Raw genomic sequence first — 14,796 nt, forward strand, 5'->3', positions numbered from 1 at the left:
TCCGATAACCGTTTTACCGTTGAAATATCCGTTTTTTCCCCTGTAACAAGGAACTTGGCTTGCTACCTAGCACCTCGTCTAACTGATAACCCGACAGAGATATAAATCCTTGATTAACCCAAGTGATCAAACCTTGTTTGTCGGTAATAACGATCGCGTCCTTGGTATACTCCGCCACTAAACCTAGAGTCGCCCTAGACTCGGACAATTTTAGGTTTTGCTCCAATTTCGACAGTGTTCGTGCACGCTCTTTTACTACAATAGAGACTATCGCCACTGCCCAAATCGCATAAATGGCTAATATTCGATTGGTGACCACCTTCCAAGTTTCGCTGCCAATAGGGGAAAGGTAATAACCAAACAGTGTCAGCAGCGTACACGCTGTTGCCCATATCAAGATGGTAGATTGACGTTGTGAGATGAGCGAAACAAGAATCACGGTCACGTAAGGCACACCTGCTGCGACGCCGAGAGGGATTGTCAGGTCAACGTAAAAAATCCCCCCACTTAATAACAACAGTGCGGCATTCAAAGGCACATGCTTAACCACTGATTTCATCCATTCTGCCCCATAGTTGTATTTTGCTGTTGCTGTTCAGCAATCAGGCGATTTGCTTGATGAACATTCACTTGCAAACGATTGATCAGCGATTGAAGCAGAATCAAATCCGGTATCACCCCATCTCTGGCAGAAGCTTCCGTTTGTTGCGCTAAATTCGATGCCTCAGAGAGTCCAAGCTCAAATAGGATACCTTTCACCGAGTGCAAGGTTTTATAGAGCGGTTCGCAAGAAGATTGCGAATAAGCGTTGATTAAGTCTTCTATTTTTAGCTCAACTTCTTCAATAAAAGTCGCGAGCAGATCCGCGGTTTCTTCCGGAGATAAACCGCTCTCAACTAATAACGCGGATTGAGAGAGTTCTTCCTCCGTCATAGGAAGCGTCTCAATCGGTGAGCGAGTGAGATACACTACGTTCTCCGCAGTCGTCAAACTCTCCGTCACCGTCAGTGGCGCATTAGCAGCGTGGATAAATCGATCAATCGCCTCGCGCAAGCTATTAATCTGTAGCGGTTTGGTGAGGACATAGTCGGCTCCCGCAGCAATAAAGGCATCATGCGCCTCTTTGAATACATCGGCAGTAAAGGCAAAGATACACACATCCAACTTGAGGTCGCGTCGAATAAATTTGATCGCTTCAATACCACTCATTTTTGGCATGTGATTGTCCATAATCACCAGATCAAACCCGTCGGATTGCAACTGATTCACTGCATCACGTCCATTAGTCACATGGGTCATTTGATAACCTTCGGCGCGGAAGAACTGTTTCATGACCAGTGCATTGACCTTGTTATCTTCCGCTAATAACACATGGATTTGATTGGGTTCAAGCGCCGTTTTTTTCAGCACCTCGCTTTGTTGTTGCTTTGGCGCCAACTCTTCACTGGCTAAATGGAGCTTAATCGTAAACTCGCTCCCCACATTGGGCTGACTAAACACGCTGATATCACCGTTCATAAGCTCTATCAGTTTCTTGACGATGGATAACCCCAAACCCGTTCCACCGTAATTCCGAGTGGTTGACAACTCCGCTTGTTCAAATGGGCTGAAAATAGTCGCCAATTTATCTTGGCTAATGCCGATACCAGTATCTTTTACCACAATGACTAGGTTGTATGGTCTGTCCTCGCACGCAGAGAGGGTTAAGTTAACTTTACCTTGCTCGGTAAACTTAATGGCGTTACCCACAATATTAAACAAGATCTGGCGTATTCTCGATGAATCACCGATATACCGAAGATCGCTCGGCGTCTCATTGTCTATCTCTAATTGAACCCCTTTATTTTCCGCTAATGGCGCTAGGGTTCCCTCTATATGGCGAGTGATGCTGTCAAAGGTAAATGGCTGCATCTCAAGCGTCATCTTACCCTGCTCAACTTTTGAGAAATCGAGGATATCATTAAGCAACGTCACTAAATGCTGACCCGATTCGATCATGATCTGTGCCTGACTCTGAATATCCGCTTCGTTAGACTGCTCTTTGATCAACTGAGCAATGCCTAAGACGCCATTCATTGGGGTTCTGAGTTCATGGCTCATGGTCGCCAAAAACAACGACTTTGCTTCACTGGCGTGTTTGGCTTTCTCTACCGATTGTTTATAGGCCAGGTTATTTCTTTGTAACTCCCGAATTCGGTCAAAATAGACCATGCTTAATGTCGCCAGCACCAGTAATGAAATAACCAACAGTATCGCCACCATGCGATGTTCAATGCTTTGCACTAAGTCGGTAAAAGCAAATTCCGTTCCCTCAACAAAAGAGGCATTTTTCCCCGATAACACGCTCCCCAGTAGCTCTTGTAATTGATCGTTCAGCCCCTGGTAGACACCCACCAAGCGAAGTAATTCTGGATTGGTTTGTTCGATATTGGCTGAGGATATGGAATCAATAAACGGGGCAAATAGACTGGTCTCCACCTCGCCACTCTGTCGTCCTCCTATCTGACGGATCCCTTGCAACGTCGATTCTCTCGCTACTAACAATCCCGTAATATGATCAAGTGCATCCGTGACGGAAAGTACGGTGTTGCTAAAGTCTGAAATTAGCGCAAACGCTGTGATTTTGCTGAAAGGTAAAAATTTGGAATCATGTAATTGAAAAGAGCGATCCAACTCCCCGACTCTCTGCTCGATTGCCACCAGATGCCTTGCTAACTCGTAGGAGGCGGTCACTTCATTGATCGAATTAAAGGTAATCAAATCGCGCGTTTCTATTAGCTCATACCCAAGTACACTGATCTTCTGTCGATATTGAGCGGCCGTCTTATATTCAAGATAGGAAATCATCAGCAAACCGAGCAAAAGACATAATAAGGCCCCGGCGCTCATCATGATCCACTTAATTCTGCTCATTTTGCAACTCCTCAAGGATGGTTGGGCGCTCTCCAGTGAGGGATTCTAGGAAAGCTTTAATATCAGCGACGGTGTCAGGTTCTAATTCCTTTCCTAACTGACTCCGCGCCATTATTTTTATCGCCTCATCTAAAGAACCGGTCATGCCATCATGAAAATAGGGCGATGTGATCGCGACGTTGCGCAGACTCGCCACCCGAAACAGGTGTTTATCTTCTTGCTTTGACGTCACATTGAATCGACCCAGATCATTGCTGCGCTCCGCACCTCGGCTATCCACGCCAAAATAACCAAACTGCATCACTAAACCTCCGCCGACATTGGTGCCTCGGTGACAGGCGATACAGCCTAACGATTGAAACGTCTGCCAACCGCGAACGGCTGATTCGTTAATGGCATCGCTATCGCCCATCAGGTATTGGTCAAACGGCGCATTCATCGTGGTTAAGCTTTTCATAAACTCGACCATGGCGTGTTTGATGGTCTCTTCACTAGGGGTAAGGTCGGCACGTGCAAACAGTGCAAGATATTGATTGGAGGCGGTGACGTAATCGACAATTTTTTGCCACGACGAGTCCATTTCTACGGGGTCATGAACCGGACCATCGATCTGGTCTTGCAAGGTATTCACCCTGCCATCCCAAAAAAAGCGGTAATTGTGGGCGACGTTAAAGACCGTCAGTGAATTGCGCTTCCCCACACCGTTAACACCAATCGAGACACTGAGCGGTTCTGCGCCATTGGTATTAAGATCATGGCATGATTGGCAACTGACTTTGTTATTGGAAGAAAGGTTAGTATCTCTAAATAACACCCAACCTAAGCGAATCACATCCTCATCACCCTCTTCATAAGGCAATATCGGCTGAATCGGAGCGTCACTGGTGACCAAACTGGCATAAGAGAGGGCATTATGGTGCGGCTCTTTATCTGAGCCATGATTATGGTCATCATCATGCGAGTGACCATGCAGCTCGTCTTGAGACGCCGTCTCACCGTGGTTGACTGAGCGGTAACCATCAAACAACAATAAACCAATCGCACTAAGCATTACTATTGCACAGAATGCGAATAATTTTTTGTTTCTCATTACCCTACCTCATAAAAAGCGCCTTTTAAAATAAGTTAGGGAATGACTGTTGATTAACAAATCTATTTTGTTTCGCTGCAAACTCAAGTGATTGACGAGAGGAGGTCAAAATAACCGAGGCGACCCAGTAACGATAATGTCGAAAGAAAGTGGAAAAACTGAGCGATTAGAAAAAAATGGAACTGTGGGAGGATAGCAAGGTAGCAAGGTAGCAAGGTAACAAGAGTGTTTTAAATATCAGCTCTGCAGTAAATAGCAGAGCTGATAGAGAATCAAAACGTAAGGCGATTAAGCGCTTTGGTCAGATTCAGATTCTGCTTCGTTTAGCATTTTGTCGTTATGTGCCTTAGTGCCTTTGTAACCTAGCACTAGAGAAACCAACCACACAACGAACGCCAACGGACTTGCAATCACAGTGATAGCGAAAACGATACATAAAATAAGGTTAATCACACCCCACATCACGCTACCTGCGTACATTTGACCTGCACCTGGGATAATAAAGCCCAGGATAAGTGCTACGATTGGGTTTTTCATTTTATTTTGTAAACGAGCTGTTGCAATAGCGTCTGACATTTTGAGTTCCTTGCCTATCCTTACATAGGATATTGATAAGTGAGTAATTAGAGTGGTTATTATCAATATAATCCCTTGATAGATATACTTATATCACCAACCAAAATTACTTATATCACTGGTATCTATTGATGTCAGAGCGCCACTATACCCTTATAGCAACGGCTGTTCGTCACGAAGATAAATCATCCAATACCACATACCAACAAATAGACCACCGCCAATAATGTTACCCAGCGTCACGGGCACTAAGTTATTGATAATAAAGTCCAGCATATTGAGGTCGGCATAGTCGGCAATGTTTGCGCCGGTCATCTGCCAAAATTCCGCAGGCGCAAAAGTCTTAATCGCGATGGCCATCGGTACTTGAAACATATTGGCGATACAGTGTTCAAACCCCGAAGAAACAAACATAGCAACAGGCAGAATCATCACGATAATTTTATCTGTCAAAGTACGACCACTAAAGGTCATCCATACCGCGATACACACCAGCACATTACACATAATGCCCAATGCGACCGCTTGCCAAAACCCATGATGCAGTTTGTGCTGGGAAATCGCCAACGCGTTAAGCCCCACCTGACCATGGTCAAACATATATTGCTTGGTCACCAACATGCAGATAACCAACAGCAGCGCGCCTATCAAGTTACCCAGATAAACCACAACCCAGTTTTTGACCAAGGTAAGCCACGAGATTTTACCGCTTGCTCTGGCGACCAGAGTCAGTACTGAACTGGTAAACAGCTCTCCACCCGTGACCACCACAAGGATAAGTCCCAAACTAAAAGCAACACCCCCAATAAAGCGCGTCATGCCCCATGACATATCCGCTGCACCAGTGGTGACGATGGTGTAAAACACAAATGCGATACCGATATGGATCCCGGCTGAAATAGCCAGCAAAAACGATTTAACCGGATCTTTAGTCGCTTTGCCGAGTCCAATCTCGGCAGCGCGTTCCGCCATTTGTGGCGGTAGCAAAGAGTCAAATTGATTTAGGTTCATTCTGTTTGGTTTTTATACAAGACAAAAAAATGGGCGGCGATAATCGCTCTAATTAACCACAATTTCAAGCTTTATTTCACGCATTAAAAAAATTATTTATCCCGCACTTGTTGACGTAAAATGTTGACGTAAAAAATCGATTTTAGCTTTTTTGTTGTGGCTGCGCGTATAAGGGTTAGACTTGGTAGACATCGGTAATAACTAATCCGTAACCACTCACCCCTAGCAACTAACCCGCAACACCTAACCCGCAACAACTAAAGGAAACCATCATGATTCAACAAGGACAAGCTCTACCCAACGCAGTATTAAGTGAACTCACCGAAAACGGGATGCAACAACACAAAACCGAAGCGTTATTCGCCAACAAAAAAGTCGTGCTATTCGCCGTACCCGGCGCTTTCACTCCGACTTGCTCTGAAGCTCACCTACCCGGCTATGTGGTGCTGGCGGATCAACTTAAAGACAAAGGCGTTGATCTTATCGCGTGTGTCGCGGTCAATGATGCTTTCGTGATGCAGGCATGGGGCGAAGCACAAAATGCCTCTGAGCTACTAATGCTAGGAGATGGCAGTGCCAGTTTTACTAAGGCGCTGGGATTGGAGATGGATACGGGCGACTTTGGTGGTATTCGTTCTCAGCGTTACGCGATGATCATCGACAACGGCGTTGTCACTACGCTCAATGTGGAAACTGGCGGCGAGTTTGAAGTCAGTAAAGCGGAAACGATTCTCGCGGCGCTATAGCGCATTGAACGAATACACCACTCTAAATTTAGAGTGGTGTATTCGCGGGTCATTATCGTCTTACTCGCAACACTTACCCTTCACTAGCCCGATGTAAGGGTACAAGAAGATAAACCGCCCAACGTAAAACAGAGTAAACCCAAGCCACAAACCGTGGTTACCCCATACCGGCACCATAAAATACTGCACCGTAAGAAACAGCAACAAGGTCACGGCACTGGAATTTCTGACCGGTCTTGTGGTGCCTGTCCCGGTAAAGATGCCGTAAAACGTTAATCCATAGCCTGCCACCAGTGGGAACACCAGTAACCATGGTGACATCTGGTTATAGATCGCGACAAGCGCTGGCAACTCGGTAAACAGAGTGACAATATGCTGCTTAAACAGTATCGTCAACAAGGTCAGCACGACCACAAATCCTGTGGTCCATACCGTGTTCATCTTAATCACGGATTTAAGTAGACCGATATTCTTCTGCCCTACCGCTTTGCCTGCAAACACGCTTGAGGCATTGGCGACACCATCAAACATATAGCTGACAATAAAGGTCACTTGCATCAAAATCGCGTTCGCCGCCAGCACATCCGCGCCCAGTTGGGAGCCGACTCGCGCCATCATATTAAAGAAAATCAGAATACAAACCGTGCGCAGCAACAGGTCCATATTAGACGACACAATTACTTTCAGATCTGCCTTACTCATGCTTGCAGTACCCAGATAATCAAACAGCGAAAACTGGCAGGTGCGCAGCACAAGGAAGGCACCAATAGCAAACGTGCTGATCTGCGCAATCAAGGTCGCATAGGCAACGCCAGCAATTCCCCAATCAAAATAGAGTACAAAAATAATATCCAGCACGATGTTCAACACGTTACCAAACACTTGAGTAAACAGGGTCTCTTTCGCTTTCGCCTGCCCCATTAACCAACCGATCAAGGTGTAGTTGAGTAACACAAAAGGCGCGCCAAAAATCATAATATCAAAATAGATTTTCGCGTTGGCTCCCACCGCGGCTTCCGGGTCGATCACCCACTGCGCTCCTTGCCAGATCAGCGATTGCAGTAAGATAAAAATTATCCCCACCGACAGGGCAAGAATAAACGGTCTAAACAGACTGGTTGCCTGCTCTTTGGGATCGTTTTTCCCCAAAGCAATCGCACTTTGACCGGTGGTACTGACACGGAAAAAACCAAACAACCAATAGAGGGTGTTCATGATCACCGTACCAATCGCAACACCGCCAATCAGTTCGGCAACACCCAACTGACCAATAACAGCCGTGTCCACTGCCCCCAGCAAAGGCTGAGTGACGGTGGAAACAATAAACGGGAAGGCAATTTTAAAATAATCTTTATGAGTTAGGGTCATCGTTACTTCAACTCGGATTCAAAAGGAAGCTCTAGGTAACTGGCAGCGGCTAGAAGCTGTTGGGTATAAGGGTCTTTGACTTGCGTTAATTGGCGCATATCCTCGACGCGCTCAACGATCATGCCGTCTTTAAAAAACATCAGGCGATCACATAAATAACTGGCAACGGCAATATCGTGGGTAATGAATAGATAAGCGATACCTCGCTGCTGCTTTAGACGTGCGAGCAGTTCCAGTATCTGAACTTGAACCGACACATCCAATGAACTGACCGCTTCATCCAATAAGATAAACTTAGGGTTAGGGGCAATGGCTCTGGCGATACAGACACGCTGTAGTTGACCACCACTCAATTGATGAGGATAACGAGTCAACATGTCAGCGCTTAAACCGACTTCAAACAGTAACTCCTCCAGCAGCGTCTGTCGCTGCTTTTTGCTGAGTTTCTCTTTGATCAAAGGTTCGTTGATGATCTCTTTCACGGTTAATCGTGGGTTGACCGAGGTGTTGTAGTCTTGGAACACCACACTGAGCGCCTTGTGCGTTGACAGACTCGCCAACTCATCGTTAAAGACAATCTCACCGCTATCGACTGGCTCTAGTCCAAGTATCAGTTTGCCGAGAGTGCTCTTTCCGCTGCCCGACTCACCCACGATACCGACGCACTCCCCGTAATTAATGGTTAAAGAGACACCGTTAATGACTTGCTGAGTGGTCGAAAACAACCAACTATTGTCGGTTTTAAAGGATTTAGTCACGGCTTTTATATCAATTAACATTGGACGGCTCCATGACAGATTTAAAACGATGAATCAAAGTCATACGGGTATCGACTAAATATCGAGTGTATTCACTGCTAGGCTGGGTAAAGATCTGTTTGGTTTCACCATATTCAACCACCTGCCCCTGATTCATCACCAGTACATTGTCGGCAATATGGGACACTAAACTTAAATCGTGACTGACAAAGATCAAGCTCGTCGCGAACTGCTCACGAACAAACTGCAGCTCTTTAATCACTTCTTTCTGGGAGATATAATCAATCGCTGTCGTGGGTTCATCGGCAATGATCAATTTAGGTTTCAACACCAAGGCGAGCGCAACCATGATGCGTTGCAACATACCACCACTTAGCTCATGCGGGTACTTATCAATCAGTGTGGTTGGCGATTTTAGATTCACTCTCACCAGCACATCACAAAACAATTCTCTGGCTTGCTTCGCCGATAATTCGCTGTGCAGTTTAATGGTTTCAACCGCTTGATTACCTATGGTAAACAGAGGGTTAAACGCAGTCATCGGGCTTTGCATGATCATGGAAATCGTCTCGCCGCGCAACTTTCGGCGTTGAGCCAAAGGCAAGGTCAGCAGATCTTGCCCTTCAAATTTAGCCTCGCCAGAGACCGCAAAGTTCTCGCCTAACAATCCATTAATCGCGTTACACGTTAACGATTTACCACTTCCTGACTCCCCCAAAATCCCAAGGCATTGGTCATGACCTAAATGAAAGCTGACATTCGATAGTAGTTCTTTAGGCTGAGGTTGAATCAAGGATACGCAAAGATTATTTACCTGTAGCATTATTGACGCTCCGTTCTTGGATCTAACACATCACGAAGCGAGTCACCGAGTAAGTTACAACACGCCACCACAACCATAATGGCAGCGCCGGGAATCAGCATCTGCTCTGGATTGGAGAATAACACTTCCTTAGCATCGGATAGCATCGCGCCCCACTCTGGCGTTGGCGGTTGGATACCTAGACCTAAAAATGACAAGGTTGAGATACTTAAAATAATCCAGCCTAAATCGAGGGTAGCCAAGATAATCACTTCTGCTGCAATATTAGGCGCAAGGTGCTTGGCGAAGATAAAGCGCTGGGGCGTTTTCACCGTTCGTGAATAGAGGATATAGTTTTGATGATTGAAACTGATTACCGAACTGCGCACGATACGCACATACCAAGCGATTTTAGCGATAAAGTTCGCCACGATAATATTAACGATGCCGGGTCCCATAATGCCGACAATGCTCAATACAATGATCTCATATGGAAACGACAGCATCACTTCGCAAGCGCGCATAATCAAAGCATCGACCTTGCCACGCATATAGCCTGCAATGACACCAATAAAGCCGCCGACAACCGCTGTGATTACCATGGTAAGAAGTGAATAATACAGCGTGGTTCGAATACCAAACAGTAACCGGGAGTAATTGCAGCGTCCCAAATAGTCAGTCCCCAACGGATACTCACTCGACATAGGCATGAGAGTGTTAATCACATCGGCAAGGTTGGGATCATGGGGAGCAAGATAAGGTGCAAATGCCCCCATCATACAGACAATAAACAGCAGTAGCAGACAAAATAGCACCGTTTTATTAGAAAACAGACGTTGCCACATTACGATTTTCCTCCCTGCTTTAATCGAGGGTCAACCACCGTATGTAAGATGTCGATAATCAGATTAGACACCACGAACAGGCTGCCCATTACTAAGATATAGGCTTGAATAATGGGGTAATCGCGATTAAAAATAGCCGCAAGTGCAAGGCGACCTAATCCCGGTATAGCGAAAATGCTTTCAATCACCACCGTCCCCGCGATCAAGCGCACCACACCAATACCCAGCGCCGTCATGGAGGTTTGTAACGAGTTCTTTAGCAGGTGTTTCCATATCACCCTATGCTCTGGAATACCTCGGGCACGAGCATACGCCACGTAATGATGGTGCATAGATTCCAGCATAGAGTTACGAATCAATCGAATATAAGTGGCAACATACGCCATACAAAGGGTAATTGATGGCAAGATATAATGGCCTAGCGTCGACGCGCCACTACTTGGCAGCCAGTAAAGGCTGATGGAAAAAATCCAGATAAGGATAAACGCCAGCCAGAAATTTGGCATCGCAGTACTGGCAAAGATAAACACCCGTACAATACGATCAAACCAGTGGTCTTTATACACTGCACTCAACACACCAATCGGGATACTTAAACCAACCAGTAGCACCAATGATAAGCCCGCCAGCTTTAGGGTATACGGAAAGCTGCGCGTCAGTTCTTCCAATACCAATCGATTGGTATTGGTATAAGAGACCCCAAAATCACCCTGGATAGACGCAGACAGCCAATTAACGTAGCGAATCAAAAAAGGTTTATCTAAACCGAGTTCTTGACGGATTTCCTCAATCGCTTCAGGACTCGGCGTCGTATCGTTCACCCTAAGCGCCACTTCTGCTGGGTCGGCAGGAATAATATTGACCAATGCAAACGCGATGAACGAAACGAAAAACAGGGTCACTATCGCGCTCAACAGTCGTTTAATTATATACTTTGCCACTTAGACACTTTCTCTAACGTTACATAAATTGAAATGAAAAAACTGACACTTGCTAAGCAAGTGTCAGTCATAACAGGCGTCAACATTAAAACCGCAACCTACGGTTTTATAGACATGCGCTGTAATGGGATCTCAAACTGAGATGGGTTGAAGCCAACTCCTTGCACTTTGGTGCTATAAATCGCACGATTTTGCTCATAGGTGAGCGGAATATAAATCGCTTGATTGTGTAGTGTTTCTAACACATAAGTATAGTGTTGTTGACGTTGTTGCTCATCATTCGCTTCAAGAGCCTCAAGGATCTGCTTATCTAGCTCAGCTTTTTCAGGAATACCTTTTTGTGCCGCATAGTCACCATAAACAGGTTTACGCATCCCGCCTAAGAAAGACTGTGGATCATACGGTGTCCCCCAAGAGATATTGAACGATAAATCAAACTGACCTTGTTTGAGTCGATCACGGTGAGCTTGCTCTTCTTCACCGACGATGTTCATCTTCAGACCCACTTTTGACCATTCACTTTGCAGGTACTGGGCGATCGTACGCTCAACCACTTTGTCGCTGTCGTACGACAGGGTAATTTCAAATGCCTTACCATCACGCTTGCGAACCGCGCCCTGTTTCACCCAACCGGCTGCATCCAGTAGTTGCTCAGCTTGTGCCACGCTATAATCGTAAGGCGTCAGTGGAATATTCGCGTAAGGAACGTTTTTCGCCAACAAGGTGTCTGCGGGTTTCTCCAATCCAAGCATGATGCGTTCCGCAATGATCGATTTGTTCGTCAAATGGCTAAGCGCCTGACGAACACGAGTATCACTGAGGTTTTCACTGGTCGAGTTTAGGATCAACATACGTGTCGACACCGGTTCAGACAATGCGGTGCCAAAACGTGGATCTTTTTCAAACTGTTTAAATGATTGGGCGTTGATCAGTTGCAGACCATACACCATATCAATTTCACCGCTACGCAGAGAGAGTAGACGCGATTGGTTATCCGGGATCACTCGAGCAACAATGCTCTTCACCTCGGGCTTTTCACCCCAGTATTGCTCATTGCGGTCAAATGTTGCGTGCTGATCCACCACATTGTTCTTGAGCGCATAACTACCCGTTCCGACATAACAGCTCGCACCGTTTTTCGTCGTTCCCTCTTTAAAGCATTTTGGGGAGAGGAAACGAAATGGACGAGTCACACCCAATTCTACCAGGAACGGATAATAAGACTCTGCAAACTCCACCTCAACGGTGTAGTCATCGACAACGCGGACACTCTTTTTGCCCGCGCTTTCTACTTCCACCATTAGGCGAATCGACTCAAGCCAATTGTGACGATTGGCGTTATCGAGCAGCGCTTCAAAATTTGCTTTGACCACATTAGCGTCGAAGTGTGTGCCATCAGTGAAATTCACATCATCGCGCAGCTTAAAAGTATAGACTTTGCCATCTTCAGACGTTGACCAGCTCTTTGCCAACCAAGGCTCCAATACTCCATCCTGACCCAAATGAATCAGACCTTCAAAAATCAGATTCTGAGCAAAGATCTCACCACCATAAAGGTGTGGATTGAGATCACGAATATCACGGTAGTTTGCAAAAGTAAGGGTGGAGTCATCCGCCAATGCGCTTGGCATTGAGGTAAGCGCTGTGACCGCAATGGCGGCGGCTGTCATTAATTTCTGAATCGGCATAATCTAGCTCAATGTGGTTTTCTGCTTAGTTAAGGAATAAGCATAGTAATAATAATTCTCATAATCATTATTGACCTTGATCAACTTTATCCGTGAGTGAATTTACATTAAGAAACCATTTAACATCCCCCACAACCCCGTTCGATCATATCGAGCCAGTCGTTCAATTTCTCATCATTCCTTGAGAGCAAGTTATCACCCACATACCACTGGATATAACTCTTTTGTTGCAACATTCCCTGCTGTGGATTGCCTATCCAATCCCCCTTTTGAAGGGAGAAAGCGGTTTATGTCCTTGAAAACTCTTTATGATCTCGAAAGCTCTTTATGATCGCGAAAGCAAGCACCTCGACAGCAATCACTTGACATTTAACGATATTGATAACTATTATCATCAAATATTCTTCGTCAATGGTTAAGAGAGCAGGATGCCTTCCGATCCCAATTATATCCAAATCGAAATCAGCGCTGATAAACTCGCGAGTTTAGTCAAAAGCGGGCACCTGTGCGCTGCGCATATTCGTTGCTTAAACCCAGATGCAAAACAGTTTGTTTGGCAACTTTGTCTTAATAATTGTGCCGACAAACTGTGCGGTGCTCCATCAGGCACAAACCAGACAAATCCAATCAAACCCAACACCCCATCGCCTGACTTGCTGCATCGCCAAAAGCGCATCATTTAATCCGTCACATAGAGCCACTTTGCTCAGCTATTTTTTGCCCGCTTATGTTTCTATCAATTTGTTGTTTTTGAAACCGATTGCTGAAGTCGCTTTTTATTGTTGAAGTCACCTTGATAATTGCTATAATGATAATTGTTATCATTTGCATTTATGAGGAAGTATGACTGTCTTCTCTAAACAACCCATGACCAGCAGAACCCTTACCGTCAATCAATTTCAACCGGCATACAAACGCTTACTTTTGCCGGTATGCTTGATTGCACTGCTGGCGACCGATTCAACCCGAGATCTGGTGGTGAATTCTCTATCCGACGCATTTTGGGCGGTATCGACGTACGTTGCATTCACTCTGGTTGTTTATCACTATTTGTCGGCGTTTATTAGTTCAGAAAACAAGCTTGCTTCCCTCTATCGCAACTCACGTCACTATCAAGTTTTCTTTGCCGCGTTACTCGGTGCCCTACCCGGTTGTGGCGGTGCCATTGTTGTCACCACTCAATTCGTCAGCGGTCGAGTCGGCTTTGGCGCAATCGTTGCTGTGTTAACCTCGACCATGGGCGATGCGGCGTTTTTACTTCTCGCCAGTCAACCTGATGTTGGTTTAGGTGTCGTAGCACTGGGCGTTGTCGTGGGTTGGTTAACGGGCTGCTTAGTGAATGCATTACATGCTGATGATTTTCTTAGACCTCCAACGCCATCATTATCTGTTGCTCAAGACCCTGCGAGCTGTGATCAGCAACCGACAGAGAATGAACAAAAAGCCATTAACGTTCAGGGTGAATTTTGGCGTTGGATTATGCTACCAACGCTGGCGGTCGCCCTACTTGGCTCATTTCAAGTTGACGTTAACGCACTGCTGTCCCTACCAGAGATGACCATAGAATGGGCAGGCACCGTGATGATCGTTGGCAGCATGTTACTTTGGTCGTTGACCCGAGAAATCAAAGACTATCAATCGACCGTTTCGGAAGATAATAAGCCACTCGCCTCTCACCCGTTTCAAAAGGCGGCACAAGATACCAACTTTATCACCGCTTGGGTCATCGTTGGCTTTCTTGCTTTCGAGCTCATCACCCATTTTGCCCAAATCAATATCACGCAAAGTCTTTCTGGGTGGGGAATATGGATGCCATTCTTAGGAATGATGGTGGGTTTACTGCCGGGATGCGGTCCGCAAATATTGGTCACTAGCCTCTATCTCTCGGGGGCGGTTCCAATGTCAGCACAGCTATCTAATGCGATATCCAATGATGGCGATGCCTTGTTCCCTGCTATCGCTATGGCACCAAAGGCTGCTTTGGTTGCGACATTTTATTCTGCACTTCCCGCTTTGGTGGTCGGCTATGGTTACTATTGGATTTTTGAATAAAAGACT

The 14,796-nt window shown here is 45.8% G+C and carries 13 protein-coding genes; 2 read left to right on the plus strand and 11 right to left on the minus strand.

Annotation, left to right across the window (positions count from 1 at the left end):
- Nucleotides 1–13: 13 nt before the first annotated feature.
- From L9Q39_RS07685 to focA, 5 genes are all read right to left on the minus strand, one after another.
- Nucleotides 14–559, minus strand: a complete 546-nt coding sequence (locus L9Q39_RS07685) for a PAS domain S-box protein (RefSeq protein WP_253073294.1) — start codon at nucleotides 557–559, stop codon at nucleotides 14–16.
- Complete coding sequence (locus tag L9Q39_RS07690; protein WP_237484508.1) at nucleotides 556–2,913, minus strand: ATP-binding protein; 2,358 nt, start codon at nucleotides 2,911–2,913, stop codon at nucleotides 556–558. Before L9Q39_RS07690 ends, L9Q39_RS07685 begins: the two co-directional genes overlap by 4 nt.
- Nucleotides 2,900–4,003: a cytochrome-c peroxidase gene (locus tag L9Q39_RS07695; protein ID WP_237484509.1), complete on the minus strand. Its 1,104-nt coding sequence runs from the start codon at nucleotides 4,001–4,003 to the stop codon at nucleotides 2,900–2,902. Before L9Q39_RS07695 ends, L9Q39_RS07690 begins: the two co-directional genes overlap by 14 nt.
- A gap of 288 nt (nucleotides 4,004–4,291) precedes the next feature.
- Nucleotides 4,292–4,579, minus strand: coding sequence for a hypothetical protein (locus L9Q39_RS07700; RefSeq protein WP_237484510.1), 288 nt, complete (start codon nucleotides 4,577–4,579; stop codon nucleotides 4,292–4,294).
- Between the two features lie 153 nt (nucleotides 4,580–4,732).
- Nucleotides 4,733–5,590, minus strand: coding sequence for a formate transporter FocA (gene focA / locus L9Q39_RS07705; protein WP_237484511.1), 858 nt, complete (start codon nucleotides 5,588–5,590; stop codon nucleotides 4,733–4,735).
- Between the two features lie 272 nt (nucleotides 5,591–5,862).
- Here focA and L9Q39_RS07710 point away from each other — a divergent pair, with 272 nt between their 5' ends.
- Nucleotides 5,863–6,336, plus strand: coding sequence for a peroxiredoxin (locus tag L9Q39_RS07710; protein ID WP_237484512.1), 474 nt, complete (start codon nucleotides 5,863–5,865; stop codon nucleotides 6,334–6,336).
- A gap of 60 nt (nucleotides 6,337–6,396) precedes the next feature.
- On the opposite strand, the gene L9Q39_RS07715 is transcribed toward L9Q39_RS07710, so the two are convergent.
- The 6 genes from L9Q39_RS07715 to nikA all read right to left on the minus strand — a co-directional run bounded on the left by L9Q39_RS07715 (nucleotide 6,397) and on the right by nikA (nucleotide 12,738).
- Complete coding sequence (locus L9Q39_RS07715) at nucleotides 6,397–7,704, minus strand: MATE family efflux transporter (protein ID WP_237484513.1); 1,308 nt, start codon at nucleotides 7,702–7,704, stop codon at nucleotides 6,397–6,399.
- A gap of 2 nt (nucleotides 7,705–7,706) precedes the next feature.
- Entirely contained in the window at nucleotides 7,707–8,483 is a 777-nt protein-coding gene (locus L9Q39_RS07720; RefSeq protein WP_237484514.1) for an ABC transporter ATP-binding protein, read from the minus strand.
- Nucleotides 8,473–9,285, minus strand: a complete 813-nt coding sequence (locus L9Q39_RS07725) for an ABC transporter ATP-binding protein (RefSeq protein WP_237484515.1) — start codon at nucleotides 9,283–9,285, stop codon at nucleotides 8,473–8,475. The genes L9Q39_RS07720 and L9Q39_RS07725 overlap by 11 nt, the downstream gene beginning before the upstream one ends.
- Nucleotides 9,285–10,109 carry a nickel/cobalt ABC transporter permease gene (gene opp1C / locus L9Q39_RS07730; RefSeq protein ID WP_237484516.1) on the minus strand — a complete coding sequence of 275 codons (825 nt, stop codon included), beginning with the start codon at nucleotides 10,107–10,109 and terminating at the stop codon, nucleotides 9,285–9,287. Before opp1C ends, L9Q39_RS07725 begins: the two co-directional genes overlap by 1 nt.
- Nucleotides 10,109–11,050, minus strand: coding sequence for a nickel/cobalt ABC transporter permease (gene opp1B, locus L9Q39_RS07735; RefSeq protein WP_237484517.1), 942 nt, complete (start codon nucleotides 11,048–11,050; stop codon nucleotides 10,109–10,111). Before opp1B ends, opp1C begins: the two co-directional genes overlap by 1 nt.
- Nucleotides 11,051–11,148: 98 nt before the next feature.
- Nucleotides 11,149–12,738 (minus strand): nickel ABC transporter substrate-binding protein, encoded by a 1,590-nt coding sequence (gene nikA, locus L9Q39_RS07740; protein WP_237484518.1) that lies wholly within the window; start codon nucleotides 12,736–12,738, stop codon nucleotides 11,149–11,151.
- 843 nt (nucleotides 12,739–13,581) lie between these two features.
- Here nikA and L9Q39_RS07745 point away from each other — a divergent pair.
- Nucleotides 13,582–14,790 (plus strand): putative manganese transporter, encoded by a 1,209-nt coding sequence (locus L9Q39_RS07745; RefSeq protein ID WP_237484519.1) that lies wholly within the window; start codon nucleotides 13,582–13,584, stop codon nucleotides 14,788–14,790.
- The last annotated feature ends 6 nt before the right edge of the window (nucleotides 14,791–14,796 follow it).

Origin of the sequence: Vibrio hippocampi (assembly GCF_921292975.1) — a bacterium.
GTDB lineage: Bacteria > Pseudomonadota > Gammaproteobacteria > Enterobacterales > Vibrionaceae > Vibrio > Vibrio hippocampi.

Excerpts from the sequence above, each read along its gene's own strand:
- L9Q39_RS07685 (WP_253073294.1), bottom strand. The coding sequence starts at position 559 with ATGAAATCAGTGGTTAAGCATGTGCCTTTGAATGCCGCACTGTTGTTA.
- L9Q39_RS07690 (WP_237484508.1), bottom strand. The coding sequence starts at position 2,913 with ATGAGCAGAATTAAGTGGATCATGATGAGCGCCGGGGCCTTATTATGT.
- L9Q39_RS07695 (WP_237484509.1), bottom strand. The coding sequence starts at position 4,003 with ATGAGAAACAAAAAATTATTCGCATTCTGTGCAATAGTAATGCTTAGT.
- L9Q39_RS07700 (WP_237484510.1), bottom strand. The coding sequence starts at position 4,579 with ATGTCAGACGCTATTGCAACAGCTCGTTTACAAAATAAAATGAAAAAC.
- focA (WP_237484511.1), bottom strand. The coding sequence starts at position 5,590 with ATGAACCTAAATCAATTTGACTCTTTGCTACCGCCACAAATGGCGGAA.
- L9Q39_RS07710 (WP_237484512.1), top strand. The coding sequence starts at position 5,863 with ATGATTCAACAAGGACAAGCTCTACCCAACGCAGTATTAAGTGAACTC.
- L9Q39_RS07715 (WP_237484513.1), bottom strand. The coding sequence starts at position 7,704 with ATGACCCTAACTCATAAAGATTATTTTAAAATTGCCTTCCCGTTTATT.
- L9Q39_RS07720 (WP_237484514.1), bottom strand. The coding sequence starts at position 8,483 with ATGTTAATTGATATAAAAGCCGTGACTAAATCCTTTAAAACCGACAAT.
- L9Q39_RS07725 (WP_237484515.1), bottom strand. The coding sequence starts at position 9,285 with ATGCTACAGGTAAATAATCTTTGCGTATCCTTGATTCAACCTCAGCCT.
- opp1C (WP_237484516.1), bottom strand. The coding sequence starts at position 10,109 with ATGTGGCAACGTCTGTTTTCTAATAAAACGGTGCTATTTTGTCTGCTA.
- nikA (WP_237484518.1), bottom strand. The coding sequence starts at position 12,738 with ATGCCGATTCAGAAATTAATGACAGCCGCCGCCATTGCGGTCACAGCG.
- L9Q39_RS07745 (WP_237484519.1), top strand. The coding sequence starts at position 13,582 with ATGACTGTCTTCTCTAAACAACCCATGACCAGCAGAACCCTTACCGTC.